18 protein-coding genes and 4 tRNA genes are annotated in these 19494 nt (G+C 72.3%); 19 read left to right on the top strand and 3 right to left on the bottom strand.

All coding sequences use genetic code 11. The annotated features are described in order from the left end of the window. The first annotated feature begins 19 nt into the window (after positions 1 to 19). Positions 20 to 649, top strand: coding sequence for a CueP family metal-binding protein (locus tag IFY26_RS05615; RefSeq protein ID WP_232548020.1), 630 nt, complete (start codon positions 20 to 22; stop codon positions 647 to 649). Between the two features lie 26 nt (positions 650 to 675). Here the strand turns inward: IFY26_RS05615 and IFY26_RS05610 are convergent, their stop codons facing one another. Further along, positions 676 to 1461, bottom strand: coding sequence for a sirohydrochlorin chelatase (locus IFY26_RS05610; protein WP_232548019.1), 786 nt, complete (start codon positions 1459 to 1461; stop codon positions 676 to 678). A 1111-nt stretch (positions 1462 to 2572) separates the two neighbouring features. Then, positions 2573 to 2644: transfer RNA gene (locus IFY26_RS05605), tRNA-Val, on the bottom strand. Between the two features lie 281 nt (positions 2645 to 2925). On the opposite strand from IFY26_RS05605, the gene IFY26_RS05600 reads away from it, so the two are divergent. The 4 genes from IFY26_RS05600 (at position 2926) to IFY26_RS05585 (ending at position 4900) form a co-directional block, all read left to right on the top strand. Then, positions 2926 to 2998: transfer RNA gene (locus IFY26_RS05600), tRNA-Gly, on the top strand. A 45-nt stretch (positions 2999 to 3043) separates the two neighbouring features. Further along, a tRNA-Cys gene (locus IFY26_RS05595) sits at positions 3044 to 3114 on the top strand. Position 3115: 1 nt separating this feature from the next. Then, positions 3116 to 3191, top strand: a tRNA-Val gene (locus tag IFY26_RS05590). A 197-nt stretch (positions 3192 to 3388) separates the two neighbouring features. Then, on the top strand, positions 3389 to 4900 hold the full coding sequence (locus tag IFY26_RS05585; RefSeq protein WP_232548018.1) for a glutamate--cysteine ligase: 1512 nt from the start codon (positions 3389 to 3391) through the stop codon (positions 4898 to 4900). Here IFY26_RS05585 and IFY26_RS05580 read toward each other — a convergent pair. Then, entirely contained in the window at positions 4849 to 5739 is an 891-nt protein-coding gene (locus IFY26_RS05580) for a hypothetical protein (protein ID WP_232548017.1), read from the bottom strand. The two genes, IFY26_RS05585 and IFY26_RS05580, sit on opposite strands and share 52 nt — an antisense overlap. Before the next feature lie 73 nt (positions 5740 to 5812). Between IFY26_RS05580 and IFY26_RS05575 the strand changes: the two genes are divergently transcribed. The 14 genes from IFY26_RS05575 to IFY26_RS05505 all read left to right on the top strand — a co-directional run bounded on the left by IFY26_RS05575 (position 5813) and on the right by IFY26_RS05505 (position 19468). Beyond that, positions 5813 to 6652: a CPBP family intramembrane glutamic endopeptidase gene (locus IFY26_RS05575; RefSeq protein WP_232548016.1), complete on the top strand. Its 840-nt coding sequence runs from the start codon at positions 5813 to 5815 to the stop codon at positions 6650 to 6652. 42 nt (positions 6653 to 6694) lie between these two features. Beyond that, entirely contained in the window at positions 6695 to 8773 is a 2079-nt protein-coding gene (thrS, locus tag IFY26_RS05570; RefSeq protein ID WP_232548015.1) for a threonine--tRNA ligase, read from the top strand. Continuing rightward, positions 8770 to 9321: an HIT family protein gene (locus tag IFY26_RS05565; RefSeq protein WP_232548014.1), complete on the top strand. Its 552-nt coding sequence runs from the start codon at positions 8770 to 8772 to the stop codon at positions 9319 to 9321. Before thrS ends, IFY26_RS05565 begins: the two co-directional genes overlap by 4 nt. Before the next feature lie 50 nt (positions 9322 to 9371). Beyond that, positions 9372 to 10220, top strand: coding sequence for a DUF881 domain-containing protein (locus IFY26_RS05560; protein WP_232548013.1), 849 nt, complete (start codon positions 9372 to 9374; stop codon positions 10218 to 10220). Between the two features lie 9 nt (positions 10221 to 10229). Then, a complete protein-coding gene (locus tag IFY26_RS05555) occupies positions 10230 to 10562 on the top strand; it encodes a small basic family protein (RefSeq protein WP_232548012.1) in 333 nt (110 codons plus the stop codon). Beyond that, positions 10555 to 11286 (top strand): DUF881 domain-containing protein, encoded by a 732-nt coding sequence (locus IFY26_RS05550; protein ID WP_232548011.1) that lies wholly within the window; start codon positions 10555 to 10557, stop codon positions 11284 to 11286. The genes IFY26_RS05555 and IFY26_RS05550 overlap by 8 nt, the downstream gene beginning before the upstream one ends. Before the next feature lie 149 nt (positions 11287 to 11435). Next, on the top strand, positions 11436 to 11816 hold the full coding sequence (gcvH, locus tag IFY26_RS05545) for a glycine cleavage system protein GcvH (protein ID WP_232548010.1): 381 nt from the start codon (positions 11436 to 11438) through the stop codon (positions 11814 to 11816). A 115-nt stretch (positions 11817 to 11931) separates the two neighbouring features. Continuing rightward, positions 11932 to 12423, top strand: coding sequence for an FHA domain-containing protein (locus tag IFY26_RS18105; protein ID WP_332836152.1), 492 nt, complete (start codon positions 11932 to 11934; stop codon positions 12421 to 12423). Next, on the top strand, positions 12424 to 13143 hold the full coding sequence (ftsR, locus tag IFY26_RS05530; RefSeq protein ID WP_232548009.1) for a transcriptional regulator FtsR: 720 nt from the start codon (positions 12424 to 12426) through the stop codon (positions 13141 to 13143). It begins immediately after the preceding gene. 10 nt (positions 13144 to 13153) lie between these two features. Beyond that, complete coding sequence (locus IFY26_RS05525) at positions 13154 to 13660, top strand: bifunctional nuclease family protein (RefSeq protein ID WP_232548008.1); 507 nt, start codon at positions 13154 to 13156, stop codon at positions 13658 to 13660. 129 nt (positions 13661 to 13789) lie between these two features. Then, positions 13790 to 14377: a MerR family transcriptional regulator gene (locus tag IFY26_RS05520; RefSeq protein ID WP_232548007.1), complete on the top strand. Its 588-nt coding sequence runs from the start codon at positions 13790 to 13792 to the stop codon at positions 14375 to 14377. Further along, positions 14377 to 17232 carry an aminomethyl-transferring glycine dehydrogenase gene (gcvP, locus tag IFY26_RS05515; protein ID WP_232548006.1) on the top strand — a complete coding sequence of 952 codons (2856 nt, stop codon included), beginning with the start codon at positions 14377 to 14379 and terminating at the stop codon, positions 17230 to 17232. Before IFY26_RS05520 ends, gcvP begins: the two co-directional genes overlap by 1 nt. 20 nt (positions 17233 to 17252) lie before the next feature. Beyond that, on the top strand, positions 17253 to 18398 hold the full coding sequence (locus IFY26_RS05510) for a YihY/virulence factor BrkB family protein (protein ID WP_232548005.1): 1146 nt from the start codon (positions 17253 to 17255) through the stop codon (positions 18396 to 18398). Beyond that, on the top strand, positions 18395 to 19468 hold the full coding sequence (locus IFY26_RS05505; protein WP_232548004.1) for a YhjD/YihY/BrkB family envelope integrity protein: 1074 nt from the start codon (positions 18395 to 18397) through the stop codon (positions 19466 to 19468). Before IFY26_RS05510 ends, IFY26_RS05505 begins: the two co-directional genes overlap by 4 nt. Positions 19469 to 19494: the final 26 nt, after the last annotated feature.

Genomic DNA, 19494 nt, shown 5'->3' with positions numbered 1-19494 from the left:
GCCCGGTATCATGGGGGGCATGGAGAAGCGCCGAATGCCCCTTCAAAGCCTGTCCCTCATCACCCTCGCCGGCGTCGTCACCCTGGCCGGTTGTGCCGCCACTCCCGCCGTCGACACCTCGGCTCCGACCACCCCTGCGGCGTCCGCCTCGAGCGTGGGGGGTGCCGCCGACACCGGTGACGTGCTCGCGACGGTGGGCGTCGCGGGCATGACGGCCCAGGAGGCCGTCGAGCACCTGGACCAGCTCGACGAGCAGCGTCCGCTCGACTTCCGTGGCTCCGTGACCGGGACGCAGCTCATTCTGGCCACCGACGAGGCCAACACGGTCGCGCTGCCGCTGCCGGACGACCAGTTCTACCTCTCGATCGCGCCCTACCAGAGCACCACCCACGACTGCTTCAACCACTCGCTGGCCACCTGCCGCGGCGAGATGGCGGGGGAGCCCGTCCGCGTCACCATCACCGGCGAGGACGGCACGGTGCTGGTGGACGAGGACGCCACGACCTACCGCAACGGCTTTGTCGGGTTCTGGCTGCCCCGCGGCATCGGGGCCACCGTCGAGGTGACGGCCGACGGCCGCACGGGCTCGGCCGAGATCCGCACCGACGACGACAGCCCCACCTGCCTCACGACCGTCCAGCTCACCTGAGCCGAACCGGTGGGCTGCGCCTCGGCTCAGGCGGACGCGGCCAGCCGGACCGGGCCGGCGATGTGCAGGTCGGCGTCGAGCAGGTCCATCGCGGCGTACGCGTACCGGGCGAGCAGCAGTTCGGTGAGTTCCCGGGTCGCCCCGAGCGGTTCGGAGACCGCCAGCGCGCCAGCACGCACCGCCACCTCGCTCTGTTGCGCGTAGGCCTCGTCCGGCGCCCAGAACAGCGAGCCGACGGCGATGTGTCGGCGTCCCTGTGCACGCAGCCCGGCGACCGCGTGGGCCACGGACGGACCCGTGCCGTCCGCCACCGCCACCAGGCAGGGGAGCCGGTGGTGGGTGGACCACTGCCGTGCGCGCCGCGCGAGCAGCGCCGCGCCGCGCGTGTCACCGTTGGTGGCGGCGCTGAGCACCAAGCCGTCGAGTTCCAGGATGCGGGCGGACGCCAGCGCACCCCGCAACCGCACGTCGAGCACCGCCAGCAGCGACGCCTCCGGGCCCACGGGTCGCGCGACGGCGACCGCGAGGCCGGGGTGATCGCGGCGGGCATCGTCGGCGGCCCCGTGCAGGCCGGGGTCGACGTCCACGGCGTGGGCGAGATCCAGCGGCACCAGGACGACCTCGGTGGCCCCTCCGGACACGGCACGCGACACCGCCAAGGCGATGCCGGGCTCGTCGGGGGCGCCGACGGCCACCTCGCAGGCAATGTCGGGGCGTGCCTGCCTGAGTTCGGCGCGGAGTGCCGTCGCCACGCGAGAGACGCGGGCTTCCCGGCTCCCAGGAGCAACCAGGACGAGTGCGGGTGCGGTCATGTCGGAACCTCCCTCATCGGTGCGTCGGCTCCGTTGCCGCTTGACATGAGTCATGGTGACTTAAATGGTGCGAGCGTGGCAAGAAGGACATTCCACGATGTGGTCATGTGTCTTGCATCCTGAGATCACCAGTCCCGGGCGCCGGCTGTATTGGGTGCCGCATCCGCCGGGGCGGCTTGCCTGGGGGCTGGGATTGCCGATCCGGCTGGGGTACGGCGAGCCTCCTGACACGAACCATGCTGCGCCGTGGGGGTGCTGTGCCGGTGCGGGTAGTGGTGCTGTGCGTTTCTGGTGCAGGCAGTGGTGCTGTGCTGGGTTGTGCTGGGCTGGGCTGTGGCGGTGTCGTGATGATGCCGTGGCGGTGCTGCGCGCCGCAGGGAGCCGCCCGATCGTGCCCGCGTCTCGCCGTGCCGACGTCGTGCCGCCACGCAGTTGCCCGGCTCGCTTGGCTGTGCGGATTCCCTGGTTCAGCGCGCTCCTCCCTGCCCTCGTGGCCGCCCCCCTGCTCAATGCCCACCCCCCTGCCGTTGCGACAGCAGGGGGTGGGCTTTGAGCAGGGAGGCGGTCGGAGGGGCAGGGTGGTGGACGGAAGGGCAGGGTGGCGCTGCGGGCAACAGGGCAGTGGCCGCAACGACGGGGTGGTCGGACGCCGCGGCGTCCGGCGCGGCAGCAGGCGCGTCGAGGAGGCGGGCTTGTGCTCGGGTTGTCGACGCTGGCGGACGGCGGGGTCGGGGAGCCGGGCTTGTGCTCGGGTTGTCGACGCTGGCGGACGGCGGGGCGTCGGGGAGCCGGGCTTGTGCTCGGGTTGTCGACGCTGGCGGACGGCGGGGGGAGCGGCGGCGTCCTCGACGATCGCCAGCTGGCCAGCAACACTCGGGAGCCGCTCGCGTCCGGGTGGCGACCGCCGCGGCGCGCCGGCGTGGCTCGGCCCGGCGGTTTGGACCCGAAAGATCCGTGCCATGGCGCCATTTTCTCGGGTCCGAATGTCGAACGGCGGTGGTGCAGCGCGCGCGGCACGGGTCGCCTGGGGCGCTGCGCACCCGACGGGGGGCGCGGGGCGGCGTCCCGAGAACGAAGCGAGCCGCCCGGAGAATCCGGACGGCTCGTGCGGTGGGCGATACTGGGTTCGAACCAGTGACCTCTTCGGTGTGAACGAAGCGCGCTACCACTGCGCCAATCGCCCGCGGTGAGACACCTTAGCCGAGATGGTGGCGCTCCGCACAATCGTCGCGACCGGCCGCCTTGACGTCCGCCACCGCTCGGCCCCCAGTCGTGCTCAGCCCCCGGAACCGCTCAGGCTCCCCGGGCGGCGGGGCACGCGGAGCCCTCGGGTCGGCAGACCCCTCGCCCGAGCTCGGATCCGGCCCCCTCCGGCAGCCGGGGCGGCCCCGGTTTGGACATCTGGGCCAGCCTTAGTATGGTGTTCCACGCCCCGAAACCGGGAGATCCGGTGGGCCTGGGCATGCGGACGTGGCTCAGTTGGTAGAGCATCACCTTGCCAAGGTGAGGGTCGCGGGTTCGAATCCCGTCGTCCGCTCGGAGAGGGTCTCGTACCTTGCCATGACGAGGCCGGTTCTTCACCGGTGGAGTGGCCGAGAGGCGAGGCAACGGACTGCAAATCCGTGTACACGGGTTCAAATCCCGTCTCCACCTCGGGCGGTTGGCGCAGTTGGTAGCGCGCTTCCCTGACACGGAAGAGGTCATCAGTTCAAGTCTGGTACCGCCCACCACGCACCTCCCGCTCCGGCGGGAGGTGTTGTCGTTTCCACCCGCGGACGCCCACCCGTCGACGAGCCGCCCACCACGCGTTCACGAGCCGCCCCCCAGCCGTGGCCCTCGCATGCCACCCCCGGCGACCCCGGCCCGGCGTGGCCGCATGCTGTCGGGGGCGTGCCGCACAACCGGGGGAGTAGGGCATACTCCGCGCATGGGAGCCGAGATCGAGACGCCGACGTTCACCCGGGAGCAGCGTCACCAGTACCGCCACAAGGTGCTCGCCTGCCTCGATGCGCTGGAGCAGATGCTGGTCGCTGATGCGTTCGTCGACAGTGAACCGCTCACCGGCATGGAGATCGAGCTGAATCTCGCCGCGGCCGATTACGGGCCGCGCATGAACAACGCCGACGTCCTGGCCGCCATCGCCGATGAGGACTTCCAGAACGAACTGGCCCGCTTCAACATCGAGTTCAACGTGCCCCCCGGCCCGTTGCGCGGCCGCAGCCTCGCCGATCTTGAGTCGAACCTTCGGGCGTCCCTGAACGCCGCCGAACGGCGCTGCAACGAGCTCGACACCCACATCGTCATGACGGGCATCCTGCCCACGGTGCTGCTGGAGCACTTCGAGGGCGACTGGATGAGCCCGAGCCGGCGCTACGTCGCGCTCAACGACGCCGTTCTGGCCGCCCGCGGTGAGGACATCGGCCTCGACATCGCCGGCCCGTCGGGGGAGCACCTGCAGGCCTGGGCCGACTCACTGGCCCCGGAGTCCGCCTGCACGTCGATGCAATTGCACGTCCAGCTCCGTCCCGCGGACTTCGCCCCCCACTGGAACGCCGCGACCGTCCTGGCCGGGCCCCAGCTCGCGCTCGGCGCGAACTCGCCGTTCGTGTTCGGCCACCGGTTGTGGGCCGAGAGTCGCATTCCCGTGTTCACGCAGGCGGCCGACACGCGTCCCGTCGAGTACGCCAACCAGGGCGTCCGGCCCCGGGTGTTCTTCGGCGAGCGCTGGATCACCTCGATCTTCGACCTGTTCGAGGAGAACTCCCGCTACTTCCCGGCGTTGCTGCCCGAGCTGTCGGACGAGGATCCCGCCGCCGTGCTGCAGGCCGGCGGCGTCCCGGAGCTGGCCGAGATGCGGCTGCACAACGGCACCATCTACCGCTGGAACCGGCCGGTGTACGACACGGTCGGGGGAGAGGCGCACCTGCGCCTGGAGAACCGGGTGCTCCCCGCCGGGCCCACCGTCATCGACACCGTGGCCAACGCCGCGTTCTTCCACGGCGTGCTCCACGCGCTCGCGCACCAGGAGCGTCCGGTGTGGTCGCGCATGGCGTTCAGCACCGCCCGCGAGAACTTCATCGCAGGCGCCACGCAAGGCATCGACGCGGATCTCTTCTGGCCCGGCCTCGGCCACCTGCCCGCCAGCGAGCTCGTGCTGCGGCACCTCCTGCCGCTGGCCCACGCGGGCCTCGAGGCCTGGGGGGTGGACGCCGACCTGCGCGACCGCTACCTCGGCGTGATCGAGGGACGCTGCCTGGCCGGCGTCAACGGGGCCGACTGGCAGGTCGCCTGCGTCGAGCGCCTGGAGTCGCGCGGAGCAGGCCGCGCCGAGGCGCTCCGCGCGATGACCCGCGCGTACGCCGAGGGCATGCACGGCAACGCGCCGGTTCACACCTGGGAGCTGCCCTCGGCCGGCGACCACGTCCACTCCAGCTCGTAGACCCCGAGGGGCGCGTCGAGCGTGACCGAGCGCAGTTCGCGTCCGATCAGCGCGGGCGCCCCCATCGAGAGCTGCGTGCCGCCCGGGGCGGTGGCCCGCACCCCGGGTGCGGCCGGCAGTTCCCCCGCGAATCGGACGCCCAGGCTCAGCAGGGCCACCGGGCCGGGCAGCGAGCGACCGACGCGATAGGCCTCGGCGTGGGTGTCGCCGAAGTCGACCTCGTACTCGATGACGGTGCGTTCGCCGCGCTGCAACGGCCGGGGGGTGAACACCTCGGCGACCTGGATGGAGGTGCCGGACACCGCCACCACGTCCCCGATGACGCACCCCGACACGGCCCGCAGGCCGCCGGCCTCGGCGTCGTCGTCGGCGTACACGACCACCGGCCAGCCGACGGCGTCGTCGACGAGTGCCTCCACCGTCATGCGCGTCCGTTGGCGCACCTCGTGGCGCTGGTCGTCGATGAACAGGAGGTCCTCCACCGCGATGCGTCGCCACCGGCGGGTGAGGTCGGTCGTGAGGTCAGCGACGATCGACTCGGTGATTTCCCGTTGGGGGAGGACGCTGAGCGGGTTCCACTCGGCCCGGCGGGTCTCGGGCAACACGTCGGTGAGGTGCCCGGGCGCGACGCCGAGGATGCGTTCCAGCTGGGTCACCGCCTCGAACGACTGCCGACGCCACGGCCGGGACCGCCCGGAGCGCCAGTAGCTGAGGGTCGCCGAGGAGACGGGGACGCCCGCGGCCGCCAGGTGGGCCTGGATGCGGTCCAGCGGCAGGTCGCGGGCGGCCATCGCGTCGCGCAGACGCGTGGTGAATTCTTCGGGTCCGATTTCACTCATCGGGCGTGATGATAGGCGCTCGGGGGTGGGGTCGGTGGAGCGCCCCGCTGGGCGGACATGACAGGCTGGGCGCATGACCCCTTCGGCCCGGACGCAGCACACGAGCGCCTGGGGGCTGGTGCCGGCCGCGGCTGTGGCCCTGGCAGCGGTGTTCCTGTTCGCCGCGCTCGACAGCTCGACCGGGTATCTGCTCATCGTGGCCGGCCTGATCGGGGCGGCCGTCACGGATGCCCGGCGGCTCTCCGACCGGCTGTTGCCCGACCTGGCCTGCGTCGCCGCCGGGCTCGCCATCATCAGCCTCATCCCCCTCAAGGCCGACATCAGCTGGCCGATGTTCTTCACGTTCGGCGTGGTGCTCACCGCGGCGGTCGCCGTGCCGTGGTGGCTCTCGCACCGGGTGTTCGGCGTGGACGCGGTGCGCTTCCCCTGGGGTGGCTGGCGCTGGTCGGGCGCCCAGTGGGCCTACCTCGTCGGCGTCCTGACGGCCGCCTACTTCCTCCTGCCGTCCTACTTCCTGTCCTCCGGCGTCTATGAGAACTGGCCGGCGATCACCACCCCGAGCGAGATCGGACGCCTCCTCGTCGGCGTCAACGTGGTCGGGCTGTGGGACGAACTCTTCTTCATCTGCACCGTGTTCGCGCTGTTCCGCCGCCACTTCCCGACCTGGCAGGCCAACGTGCTCCAGGCCACGATCTTCGTCTCGTTCCTGTGGGAGCTCGGCTACCAGGCGTGGGGGCCGCTGCTCACCGTGCCGTTCGCGCTCATCCAGGGTGCGATCTTCGGCCTCACCAAGAACCTCACCTACGTCGTGGTGCTGCACCTGCTGTTCGACGTCATCGTCTTCCTGGTGATTCTGCACGGCCACAACCCGGCCTGGCCGCACCCGTTCCCCCTCGCGCCACCCCCCGCCTGAGCCGGACGCCCCCGGCGGGGGAATCACCCCACATGGGGCACAATGGCAGGCGTCCATCCACGACGAAGGGAACCCGCGTTGTCCGCCCAGATCACCGTCCTGCGATCCGACGAGAAAGAGACCAGGCCGCTGGAGACGACGACCACGGGGCTCGACCTGTTCGGCGGCGACCGCAGCGTCGTCGCCATGCGCATCGGCGGCGAGGTGCTCGACCTGGCCCGCGAGGTCAGCGACGGCGACGTCGTCGAGCCCGTGACCCTGGCCGAGCCCGAGGGACTGTCGATCCTTCGTCACTCCGCGGCCCACGTGGCCGCCCAGGCGCTGCAGGGCCTGCGGGCCGACACGAAGCTCGGCATCGGCCCGCCGATCGTCGACGGTTTCTACTACGACTTCGAGACCGAGCCGCTCACCCCGGACGACCTGGCGGCGGTCGAGAAGGCCATGGGCCGCATCGTGAAGGAGCGGCAGCGGTTCGTCCGGCGCGTCGTGACCGACGCCGAGGCGCGCGAGGAGTTGGCGTCCGAGCCGTTCAAGCTCGAGCTGATCGGGCTGAAGGGCGCGGCGTCCGACACTGAGGGCGCCTCGGTCGAGGTCGGCGCCGGCGAGCTCACGATCTACGCCAATGAGCGCCGCGACGGCAGTGTCGCGTGGCAGGATCTGTGCCGCGGGCCCCACGTGCCGCACACCGGCTACCTCGGCAACGGCTGGGCGCTGACCCGCACCAGCGCCGCCTACTGGCGCGGCGACCAGAGCAACGCCGCCCTGCAGCGCCTCTACGGCACCGCGTGGGCGTCCAAGGAGGATCTGCAGGCCTACCGCACCCGCCTGGAGGAGGCCGCTCGGCGCGACCACCGCCGCATCGGTGCCGAGCTCGACCTGTTCAGCTTCCACGATCTCGTGGGATCCGGGCTGCCGTTGTTCCACCCCCGCGGCGGCGTCCTCAAGCGGACGATGGAGGACTACGTGCGGGCCGCGCACGTCGCCAACGGCTTCGACTACGTCGGGACGCCACACATCGCCAAGGAGGAGTTGTTCCACACCTCCGGGCACCTGCCCTACTACGCCGAGGGCATGTTCCCGGCGCTGCTGGAGGACGCCGAGCGCGACGCGCAGGGCAACGTCGTCAAGGGCGGGCAGGCCTACCGGCTCAAGGCGATGAACTGCCCGATGCACAACCTCATCTTCGCCTCGCGCGGGCGGAGCTACCGCGAGCTGCCGCTGCGGTTCTTCGAGTTCGGCACCGTGTACCGCGACGAGAAGTCCGGCGTGGTGCAGGGGCTCACCCGCGTCCGCTCGATCACCCAGGACGACTCGCACAGCTACTGCACGCGCGAGCAGGCGCCCGACGAGGTGCGCCACCTGCTGCGGTTCGTGCTGGGGCTGCTCACCGACTTCGGCCTGACCGACGTGGTGCTGGAGCTCTCCACCCGCGATGTCGACGGCAAGAAGGCCGACAAGTTCATCGGCACCGACGCCCAATGGGACGAGGCCACGGCGATCCTGGCGCAGATCGCGGAGGAGTCCGGCCTGCCGGTCGTCCCCGATCCCGGTGGGGCCGCGTTCTACGGGCCCAAGATCTCCATCCAGGCCAAGGACGCCATTGGCCGCACCTGGCAGATGTCGACGATCCAGTACGACTTCAACCAGCCGGAGCGCTTCGGTCTGGAGTACACGGCCTCCGACGGCAGCCGCCAGCGGCCCGTCATGATCCACTCGGCCAAGTTCGGCTCGATCGAGCGCTTCATGGGCGTCCTCATCGAACACTACGCGGGCGCCTTCCCGGCCTGGCTGAGCCCGGTGCAGGTCATCGCCGTGCCGGTCGCCGAGGCCTTCGCCGAGCACCTCGAGGGCGTCGCGGGGCAGCTGCGCGCGGCCGGCGTCCGGGTGGAGGTCGACGACAGCGACGACCGCTTCGGCAAGAAGATCCGCAACGCCGCCAAGGAGAAGGTGCCGTTCGTGCTCATCGCCGGGGGCGAGGACGTCGAGGCCGGCGCGGTGTCGTTCCGGTTCCGCGACGGCAGCCAGCGCAACGGGGTGCCGGTGGCGGACGCCGTCGCCCTGATCGCCGACTGGGTGGCGGGCCGCCGCAACGACAGCCCCACGGCGGAGGCCCTGGCATGACCGCGGAGCGTCCGGAGTCGTTCGCCGGCGTCGGCGACGCCTTCGAGCGGCTCTGGACGCCGCACCGCATGGTGTACATCGACGGGGAGAACAAGCCCGCCGACGCCTCCGCGGGTCAGTGCCCGTTCTGCCGGGCACCGGGCCGCAGTGACGCCGAGGGGCTCGTCGTCGGCCGCGGCGAGGTGGCCTACGCGGTGCTGAACCTCTACCCGTACAACCCCGGCCACCTGCTGGTGTGCCCCTACCGCCACGTCAGCGATTTCACCGAGCTGACCGACGCCGAGAGCGCGGAGGTCACCGCCCTGGTGCAGCGGGCCATGCGGGTGATCCGCGCGGTGTCCCACCCCGCGGGGTTCAACCTGGGCATCAACCAGGGCGAGGTGGCCGGGGCGGGGATCCAGGCGCACCTCCACGCCCACGTCGTGCCGCGCTGGCAGGGGGACGCGAACTTCCTGCCGGTCGTCGGCCGCACCAAGGCGTTGCCCCAGTTGCTCGACGACACCCGCACGCTGCTGGCCAAGGCCTGGGCGGCCGACGTCGCCGGGTGAGGGTGGGCAGCGTCCGGAGGGGCCGGCGACGCGTGGATTAGACTCCCCCCATGCGCCCAGCCCCCAGCGTCGACGCGGCCGCGGACGACCCGGTGGACGCCCCCACGGATGCCCAGGGGCGGCGCCTGGACGCGTCCATGGACCTGCTGCGCACCCTGCGGCTGGAGGCCGTCGACCCGGAGTACGCCGCCGTCGCCGCTCGCGGCCCGCGGCGCCCACCCCGGCCTGTCACCGTGGTGGCCCTGCTCGGCGTCGTGGGCGTGGTGCTCGGCCTCACCGTCGCCACGCAGCTGCGCGCCGCCCCGGCCACCGCGGTCGAGCGGGCGGATCTCATCGCCCGCATCACCCAGGCCGAGGCGGACCAGGACGTGTTGCGGGAGCGCGCCGTCGCGCTGAGCGTCGAGAACGACGCGCTCACCCGGGCCTCGGGCGGACTCGACGCCGCGACCGCGGCTGAGCGTGACCGCCTCGGTGTCCTGTCGGGCACGCTGGCCGTGACCGGCGGCGGCGTCCGCGTCACCCTCGAGGACGGTCCGGACGGCAGCGTCCGCGGCAGCCGGGTGGTGGACACCGACCTGCGCATGGTCGCCCACGGCCTGTGGGCCGCCGGCGCCGAGGCCGTCGCGATCAACGGCCATCGCCTGTCCACGCGCACGCCGATCCGCAATGCCGGGGACGCGATCACCGTCGACTTCCGCTCGCTGAGCGCGCCCTACGTGGTCGAGGCGATCGGCGACCCGACCACCCTGAGCGAGGCCTTCGCGGCGTCCGAGGGTGGGCGGTGGCTCGCCGGGCTGGCCGAGCACTACGGCGTCGCGTGGACGCTGACCCAGGAGCGCGCGCTGACGCTCGGGGCCGACCCCGGCCTGGGAACCGAGCGCGCGGAGCGGATGAGGTAGGAGGACGACGTGTACGCGATTCTCGGACTGGTGCTCGGCGTGGCGCTGGGCATCTGGCTGCAGCCGTCGCTGCCGCCCCAGGTGCAGCCCTACCTGCCCATCGCCATCGTGGCGGCGCTGGACGCCGTGTTCGGCGGGTTCCGCTCCTACCTCGACCGGTTGTTCGACGACCGGGTGTTCGTGGTCTCGTTCGTCTCGAACGTGCTCATCGCCGCGCTCATCGTGTGGGTCGGCGACCTGATCGGCGTGGGGGCCCAGCTCTCGACCGCCGTGGTCGTCGTCCTGGGCATCCGCATCTTCACCAACGCCGCGGCGATCCGCCGCAAGTTGTTCCATGCCTGAGGCGCCCGGCCCGGTCACGTGGCGCGAGTTGGGGCGCGACCTGCTCCGCCCCCGCCGCGGCCAGCTCGTCGTGGGTCTGATCCTGTTCGCGTGCGGCTTCGCCCTGACGGTGCAACTGAGCGGCGCCGACGAGCAGCGGTACAGCTCCCTGCGCCAGTCCGAGCTCGTCGCGGTGCTCGACGACGTGACCGCCGAGACCCGGCGGCTGGAGGCCAACATCGCCCAGCTCGAGAACACCCGGGCCCAACTGATCTCCGGCGCGGACGCCAGCGACGTGGCCCGCGACCAGGCCGAGCGGCGCCTCGAGGCGCTGCGCATTCTCGGCGGCACCGTGCCGGTCACCGGCCCCGGCATCCTCGTCGTCATCGACGACCCCCAACGCAAGGTGACCACCGAGATCATGCTCAACACGATCGAGGAGCTGCGGGACGCCGGCGCCGAGGTGATCGAGGTGAACGACCAGGTGCGGCTCGTGGCGTCCAGCTGGGTGGGCACCGCCGACGGCGGGCTGGTGGTGGACGGCGTCCGGCTCACCCCGCCCTACCGGATCGAGGCGATCGGCGACCCGCAGACGTTGGCCGAGGCCACCCGGTTCCGCGGCGGCCTGGTCAGCACCATCGAGGGGGAGCGCGTGCAGGGCTCGGTGCGGGTCACCCCGGAGGAGCGGCTCGAGATCGGCTCGGTCGTCACGCCGCACACCCCGCAGTTCGCCCGCCCGGCCTGAGGCGTCCGAGCCGCGCTCCATCGTTTGGCGAACGGGGGGCGGCCCCAGTGGGTTAGGGTGAGCGTGGGACGCGTCCCCTCGGCGGGACACTCCCCGAACGGCAGGGGAGTCCCGCACGTCACCCCCCAGGCACGAACAGGAGTTGCACGGTGAACCCAGAGGACCTTCGCTACACGGACAAGCACGAGTGGGTCCGCGTCGGCAACGCATCGGTGGCCCGGGTGGGCATCACGGCCTACGCCGCGGACGCGCTCGGTGACGTGGTCTACGTCTCGTTGCCCCAGGTGGGCGAGGAGGTGGCCTTCGACGACTCCTGTGCGGAGGTCGAGTCCACCAAGAGCGTGTCGGACGTGTACGCGCCGCTGTCCGGGGTGATCACGGCCGTCAACGAGCAGCTCGCGGACACCCCGGAGACGATCAACGCCGACCCGTACGGCGACGGCTGGCTGTTCGAACTCGAGCTGTCCGACACCGACGAGCTCGACGACCTGCTCGACGCCGACGCCTACGGCGCGCTCACCGACGCCTGAGCCCGGCCCGGGCCCGGTCCCCGAGGTGGGCGGAGAACGGGTAGCCTCGACGTCCCACCGCGCAACGGTGTCCGAGAAGCGACGCGCGAGAAGCGACGGCAACGAAGGAGGAGTGATGGATTCGTGTCACCAGTGCGGCCAGCCGGTCGCGGACGGGGTCAACTTCTGTTCCAACTGCGGCGCGTCGCTGCGCACCAACACCGGCGACACCACCCGCGCGATCCCGGTGGCGTCGCACGACGAGGCCAGCGTCGAGCTGACGGACAGCCACCTCGTCGCCCTGCGTGACGTTGCGCCCGGCTCCGCCGTGCTGGTCGTGGTGCGCGGCCCCAACCAGGGCGCCAAGTTCCTGCTCGACCACGAGGTCGTCACCGCCGGCCGGCACCCGCAGAGCGACATCTTCCTGGACGACGTGACCGTCTCGCGGCACCACGCGAAGGTGAGCGAGCGGGGCGGCCACCGGTGGTTGTCGGACGAGAACAGTCTCAACGGCACCTATGTGAACCGCACCCTCATCGACGGCGAGGTGGCGCTGCGCGGCGGCGATGAGGTGCAGATCGGCAAGTTCCGGCTCGTCTACCTGGTGGCGCCGTCCGGGCGGAACTAGATGCCCCCAGCAACGCGGAGCATCGGGCAGGTCCTCAAGATCCTCAAGGAGGACTTCGAGGACGTCTCCATCAGCAAGATCAGGTTCCTGGAGGGTGAGGGCCTGATCACGCCGGAGCGCGCGCCGTCGGGGTACCGACGCTACTCCGCGGCCGACGTCGACCGGCTGCGCTACATCCTCGACGTGCAGAAGAACCACTACCTGCCACTCAAGGTCATCCGCGAGAACCTCGCGGCCATGGACGCCGGCGAGACCACCCCGGCCCCCCAGGCCCCGGCCCCCGCGGTCGCGCCCCCCGACGACACGGTGCCGGTCACGCCGGATCTCGCCGAGGCCGCGGCGCTGCCGCCGCACCGCATCCCTCCCGCCAAGCGCCCCATCCACATCACCCGCAAGGAGCTGCTCCGCCTCTCGGGGCTGTCCGAACCGGATCTGGCCGAGCTGGAGCGGCTCGCCCTCGTCGTGCCCCGGCGCGGCACGGTGTACTTCGGCCGGGACGCCCTCACCGTCGCGGTCGTCGCCCGCAAGCTCGGCCCCTACGGCATGGACGCCCGTCACCTGCGTGCCATCAAGCAGGCCGCCGAACGCGAGGCGTCCCTCATCGACCAGGCCGTCGCGCCGCTGGCTCGCCGCGGTGCCCCTTCGCGCAAGGCGGTGGCCGAGGTCATGCAGCTCATCCTCCACGCCCACGCTGCGCTGCTGCGCAACTCCATCGGCTAGGCGGACGACGGTGATCGCGCTGCAGTTCGTCGAGGTCCGGGTCACGGGGGTCGCCGACGAACCCTTGCTGCTGCTCAAGGAGACCGACGGGGTTCGCGTCCTGCCCGTGTGGACGACCGCCGTGGGCGCCAACGCCGTGCTGTCGGCGCTGGAAACCCCCGGTGACGAGCACCACCCGGGCACGCACGACCTGGTGCTGGACGCGCTCGCCGCCCTGGGTGGGGTCATCGACGAGGTGCGGGTCGTCGGTTACGCCGACGGGGTGTTCGACGCGGAGGTGGTCGTGGGCGGCACCCCGGTGCCGGCGCGCGTCAGCGACGCCGTGGCCCTGGCCCTGCGCGGCGGGGCGCCGCTGCTGGCACAGGAGGCGGTGATGGACGCGTCAGCCGTGGGCGGGCGCGCCGCCACCGGCCCCGACCTGCTGGGCGGCACCGACGCGCAGATGGAACGCTTCCGCGCCTTCCTCGACTCGATCAACCCCGACGACTTCGACACCGGCCCCGCCGCGCAACCCTGAGGTCGCGGTGGAGGGTTCGGCCCGCGCCCGGCGCTGGCGCGGCGTGTCGGGAGGGCCACGCGACGGGGCCGACTACCGTCATACTGGTCGTACGGGGAAACACGAAGCACAGGGGAAGTCGAGGAGGCCATGGTGAACGCACCGGAACCGCAGGTCCCGAGCCTGGTGGGGTTGCAGGACACGCTCTTCGAGGGTGACTTCGCTCCGCTGCCGGAGGACATCGGTTTCCGCGGGCCGGTCGCCTGCAGCGCCGCCGGCATCACGTACCGGCAGCTCGACTACTGGGCGCGCACCGGTCTCGTGACGCCGGAGGTGCGCACCGCCGGCGGGTCGGGCACCCAGCGGCTCTACAGCTTCCGCGACATCCTGCTGCTCAAGATCGTCAAGCGACTCCTCGACGCGGGCATCGCCCTCAACCAGATCCGGATCGCCATCGAGCACCTGCGGGCACGCGGCGTCGACGACCTGACGGCCGTCACCCTGATGAGCGACGGGGTGTCGGTCTACGAGGCGATCTCCGACGAGGAGGTCATCGACCTGGTCCGCGGTGGTCAGGGCATCTTCGCCATCGCCCTCGGCCGCGTGTGGCACGACCTCGAGGGCAGCCTGGCTTCGCTGCCGTCGGAGCGCCAGCAGGCACCCGCCGAGGATCCGATCGACGCGGTCGCCGCGTCCGACGAACTCGCGGCCCGCCGCCGGTCGCGGCACGCCGGCTGATGGGCGCGCCCGCCTTCGTCCAGCGCCACCTCGGGCCGGACGCTGCGGACCGCGCGCGCATGCTGCAGGTTCTCGACGTCGGCTCGCTGGAGGAACTCGTCGACGCCGCCGTGCCCGCCGAGATCCGCATGACCGAGCCGCTCGCCCTGCCGGCGGGGCTCAGCGAGGACGCGGTGCAGGCCGAGCTCGCCGCGCTGGCCGCGCTGAACGTGCCCGGCCGCGCCATGATCGGTCTCGGCTACCACGGCACCCTCACCCCGCCGGTCATTCGCCGCGGGGTGCTGGAGAACCCGGCGTGGTACACCGCCTACACGCCCTACCAGCCGGAGATCAGTCAGGGCCGGCTCGAGATGCTGCTGACGTTCCAGACGATGGTGGCCGATCTCACCGGGCTGGCGACGGCCGGCTCGTCCCTGCTGGACGAGGCCACCGCGGTGGCCGAGGCGGTCGGCGTGGCCCGCCGCCAGGTGCGCAAGGGCTCCGTGGTGCTCGTCGACGGCGGCATCCTGCCGCAGTCGCTCGCCGTCCTGCAGACCCGCGCCCTCGCCCAGGACATCACGGTGGTCTCCACCGACGACCTCGTGTCCGGCCTCCAGCGCCACGAGGCGTTCGCCGTCGTGGTGCAGACGCCGGCGTCCGACGGTTCCCTGCGCAGCGTGGAGGAACTCACCCTCATCGCCGCCAAGGCTCACGAGAACGGTGCCCAGGTGATCGCGGCCGCCGACCTGCTCGCCCTCACCCTGCTGCCCGCGCCGGGGGAGTGGGGCGCCGACATCGCGGTGGGCAGCACCCAGCGCTTCGGCGTCCCACTGTTCTATGGCGGGCCCCACGCGGGGTACATCGCCGTGCGCGCGGGCATGGAGCGCCAGCTGCCCGGCCGGCTGGTCGGCGTGAGTCAGGACCGGCTGGGGACGCCGGCGTTCCGGCTGGCACTGCAGACCCGCGAGCAGCACATCCGCCGCGAGAAGGCGACCTCCAACATCTGCACCGCGCAGGTGCTGTTGGCCGTGACCGCCGCGGCCTACGCCGTGTACCACGGCCCGGACGGTCTGCGGGCCATCGCCGAGCAGATCGCGCGGAACGCGCGTCGGCTGGCCGCCGCGGTCATCGCGGCCGGGTTCGAGCTCACGTCCGACACCTTCTTCGACACCATCGGCGTCCGCGCGGACGGTGACGCCGCAGCGATCGTGGCCCGCGCGCGGGCGCGCGGCGTCCACCTGCGGCAGGTCTCACCGGACACGGTCGGCGTGAGCGTGGGCGAGGACGCCACGGAGGCCGACCTGGCGGCCGTCGCCGAGGCCTTCGGCGCGACGCTCGGGGCCGAGGAGGCGGGCGCGACGGGCCAGCCTGAGCGCGCCACCGCGTATCTCACCCACCCCGTGTTCCACTCCTACCGCAGTGAGACGGCGATGATGCGGTACCTGCGCGCCCTGGCCGACCGCGACTTCGCCCTCGACCGGGGCATGATCCCGCTCGGTTCGTGCACGATGAAGCTCAATCCTGCGGCGGCGATGGAACCGATCAGCTACCCCGGTTTCGCCAACCTGCACCCGTTCGTGCCGGCGGCCGACGCGCGCGGTTACGCCGCGCTGATCCACCGGCTCGAGGAGCAGCTCGTCGCCGTGACCGGCTACGACCGGGTGAGCCTGCAGCCCAATGCGGGCAGCCAGGGGGAGTTCGCCGGGTTGATGGCGGTGCGGGCGTACCACCGCTCCCGGGGCGAACAGCACCGGACGGTGTGCCTCATCCCGGCCTCGGCACACGGCACGAACGCCGCCTCGGCCGCGATGGCCGGCATGGACGTCGTCGTCGTCAAGACCGCCCCCGACGGCTCCATCGACCCCGACGACCTGGCGGCCAAGGTCGCCCGGCACGCCGACGAGCTGGCCGTGATCATGATCACCTACCCCTCGACCCACGGGGTCTACGAGGCCCGGGTCGCTGATCTTTGTGCGTTGGTCCACGACGCGGGCGGGCAGGTCTACGTCGACGGGGCGAACCTCAACGCCCTCATGGGCCTCGCCCAGCCGGGCCGCTTCGGCGCCGACGTGAGCCACCTGAACCTGCACAAGACATTCGCCATCCCGCACGGCGGCGGCGGCCCGGGCGTGGGGCCGGTCGCGGTGCGCGACCACCTCGCGCCCTTCCTGCCGGGCCACCCCGTCGTGCCGGACGCGGGCCCGGCCGGCTCCGCCGCCGTGATCGCCGCGGCGCCCTGGGGTTCGGCGGGCATCCTGCCGATCTCGTACGCGTTCATCGCGCTGCTGGGCCCCGACCTGCGCCTGGCGTCCGAGACCGCCGTGCTCAGCGCCAACTACCTCGCCCGCCGGCTGTCGGAGCGCTACCCGATCCTCTACACGGGCGAGAGCGGCTTCGTGGCCCACGAGTGCATCGTCGACCTCCGGCCGATGACCAAGGCCACCGGCATCACGGTGGACGACGTGGCCAAGCGCCTGATCGACCACGGCTTCCACGCCCCGACGATGAGCTTCCCGGTGGCCGGGACCCTGATGGTCGAGCCGACCGAGTCGGAATCGCTGGCCGAGCTCGACCGCTTCGTCACCGCCATGCTCGCGATCGCCGACGAGGCGCAGGCCGTGGCGTCCGGGCAGTGGCCGGCCGACGACAATCCCCTCGTCAACGCCCCGCACACGTTGGCGGAGGTCTCCGGCGACACGTGGGAGCACCCGTACCCCCGCAGCCTCGCGGCGTTCCCGGCCGGCGACGTGCGTGGTGCTGTCTCCGCGGGCGCCGTGGAGAAGTACTTCCCGGCGGTGGCCCGGATCGACCAGGCCTTCGGCGACCGCAACCTCGTGTGCTCGTGCCCCCCCATCGAGGCGTACGCCGCCTCCTGACGCGCTGAGGAGGTGGACCCATGGGCTGGGTGCAGCGGCTGCTCGCCCGGCCGGTCGTCGCGCACTGGGTGCGGGCGATCGACCGGTATCTGCTGCGCATGGGTTTCGCGCTCGCGGCCGGGCTGACCTTCTACCTGGCTCTCGCCATCGTGCCGGTGCTCATGGTGACGTTCGGCACCTTCGGCTTCGTGGTGACCACTTGGTTCCCGTTCCTGGTGGACGACGCCCGCGCCGCCATCGCGGCCACGTTCGCCGCGCAGCCCGCACTGGGCGACACGGTCACCGGGGTGATCGAGGATGCCTTCGACACCTGGCAGACCGTCATCCTCGTGGGCCTGCCGGCGTCCCTGGTGTTCGGGACGTGGTGGATCACCCGGACGCGGATGGCCGTCCGCGTCATGCTGCGGCGTGACTACGCCCTGCCCCGCGGCGCCGGGCTACGGTTGCGCCGCCTCGCCCACAACCTCGGGCTGTTGTTCGCGGTGGAGGCGCTGCTCGTCGCCCTGGTGGTGCTGACGGCCGTGGCCACCGGGGCACGCGACCTCGTCCGGGGCTGGCTGCAGCTGGGGGCGACCCCCGCGGCCGACTGGTTGCTCTCCCTGGTGCCGCTCGCGGGCACGCTGCTCATCGCATTCCTGCTGTTCGTGCTGATCTTCCTCGGTTTCCCGAGCCCGCGGCTGCCGTGGCGCGACGTCCTGAGCGCGGGCGCGCTGGGCGGGGTCGCGCTCACCGCCCTGCAGTTCCTCACCGGCTGGTTGCTGTCGGTCTTCGGCAACAATCCCGCGGCCGGCGTGTTCGGCTCGGTCATCGTGCTGATGCTGTACGTCAACGTGATCGGCATCATCCTCCTCATCGTCGCGGCGTGGGTCGGCACCATCGACCGACCGGACGCCACCTCCCGCTCCGTCGAGCTCGCCGAGGAGTTGCTGCGCAGCGCGCCGCAGGCGTGGGCGATGCAGGCCATCGCCGCGCGGATCGGCGCCCCCAGCCCCGCCGCAGCGACTGCGGCGCCCCGCGTGGGAACGGCGGGGGAGGCCGCGGCGGGTGTCGCCGTCGGTGTGCTCGGCTGGGGGGCGCTGACCGGTGCGGCGGCGGTGGTGGCGAGCGGCGTCCACGCCGTGCGGTCCGCCCGGGAGCGGCCCCGACGGTCGGGGAGACGGCGATGAGCCCGCGTCACCCGGCGGTGGCGCACCTGGTGCGGGCGCTGCGGCGGTTCTCCGACCGGCTGGGCGGCCCGTTCGCCGCGGCCATCACGTACTTCTCGGTGTTGAGCCTGACCCCGATCCTCATGGTCGCGTTCGCCGCTCTCGGCTTCACCCTCACCCGCTTCTTCCCCGACGTGCTCGAGCTCGCCAAGAGCGCGATCGTCGACGCGGTGGCGGCCGATCCGACCCTGGGGGCCCAGCTGTCGGCGCTGGTCGACGAGGCGTTCACGCGGTGGCAGGTCGTCGGTGTGGTCGGCCTGCTCTCCGCGCTGTGGTCGGGCCACGTGTGGGTGCACAACCTGCGCATGGGCGTCCGCGCGCAGTTCCGCAGCGCGCTCGACGACATCTCGGCCGAGCCCAACCCCGTGGTGGGCATTGCGCAGAACATCGCCGTCCTCTTCGGCTTGCTGCTCCTGCTGGGGGTGGCCGGCGCGCTGTCCGCCGTCGCGACCGCCGCCCGCGGCCTGATCGCCGACCTGCTCGCGCTGCCCGACACGGCGCTGGTGGCGTGGCTGCTCTCCCTGCTCCCGCTCGTGGCAAACCTCGTGCTCGGTTTCGCGCTGTTCGCGTTCCTGCTCCGATTCCTGCCCGTGGGGCGGCTCGACACCCGTCGGCTGCTGCAGGCCGCCGCGATGGGCGCGGTGGGGATGGCGGCCCTGCAGTTCTCCACCGGCGCCCTGTTCGGCACCCTGGCGGCCAACCCTGTCACCGCGGCCTTCGGGTCGGTCATCGTCCTGATGGGCTTCTTCAACCTCTTCGCCCGCCTCGTGGTGTTCGTGGCGGCGTGGGTGGCGACGGCCGACGCGCCGGCCCTCGCCCCGCAGCTGCCCGTCCGCGCCGCGCCTTTGGACACTCCGACCGACTACGCCACCAAGCTCGTCCGGGCCCGCCTGGCCGAGGCCGGCGAGGCGCAGCTGCCCGCGCCGGACGAGCCGGCGCGGGCAGCTGGGTTGGGTGTGGGCGCCGCGTGGGGCACCGCGCTGGCGGGGCTGGCCACCCTGGCGGCGGCGCTTCGACGGCGTGGGCGCTGACGCGGGGGCCGGCGCCCGCGCGGGGG

Origin of the sequence: Propioniciclava soli (assembly GCF_014858005.1) — a bacterium.
Taxonomy (GTDB): Bacteria; Actinomycetota; Actinomycetes; order Propionibacteriales; family Propionibacteriaceae; genus Propioniciclava; species Propioniciclava soli.
This window is presented reverse-complemented; position numbering and strand designations above follow the sequence as displayed.